This window comes from Psychrobacter sp. 1Y4 (genome assembly GCF_051847555.1).
The window spans coordinates 1-648 of record NZ_JBPYDE010000693.1 but is presented as its reverse complement, the minus strand read 5'-3'; the positions used below and the strand labels follow the sequence as shown (position 1 = coordinate 648).

The window sequence follows — 648 nt, the reverse complement described above, 5'->3', positions numbered from 1 at the left end:
TATACAAAATATCGCTACCATCAGGTGTCGCGCTACCATTCGCTGCACTATCAAATCGTGGCTGTATCGTCCAATAGCCACGCACCGAAGTGACTAGCGAGGTGTTGTCCTCATCATTGATCTGCTTTGCCAATTGATTGAAATGCGGTAGCACGAACTGATTAATCGCCAATGCCAATAGCACAAAAATCAAAGCAGGTTGTAACACCCAGCCGACGATTCGATAAATACTGACCCCAGCCGCGCGCATCACCACCAGCTCGCTTTTATTGGCGAGTAAGCCCAATCCTATGACGGAACCAAGTAGCGCACCCGTTGGGATGAACTGCTCTAAAAAGTAAGGCGAACGATAAAAGATATATTTAAGCGCTTGACCCATCGTATAACTGTCATCTAACGAATCAAGCTCTGATAAGTAAGAAAAGACCAGCTGTAACGCCCACAAGCCTATGACGGCAGCGATAATAGCAAGTAAGGCGTTGAGTTTGACATAACGGCTGAGGACTTTTAAATTGGCAGGTTTTTTGGCCAACTGACCAGCCCCTGCAGACTTAGCAAATAAAGAGCGCATTAAGACTGCCCTCCTTGTGAGCTATTGTGTTGATTGTCCATACTGCTGATAGGCGCGGCAGTGGCGAGTCTATTTTC

At 46.8% G+C, this 648-nt stretch carries 1 protein-coding gene; it reads right to left on the bottom strand.

Annotation, left to right across the window (positions count from 1 at the left end):
* On the bottom strand, positions 1–571 hold a 571-nt coding region (locus ACS8FC_RS18370; protein WP_439297846.1), incomplete at its 3' end, for an LptF/LptG family permease.
* Positions 572–648: the final 77 nt, after the last annotated feature.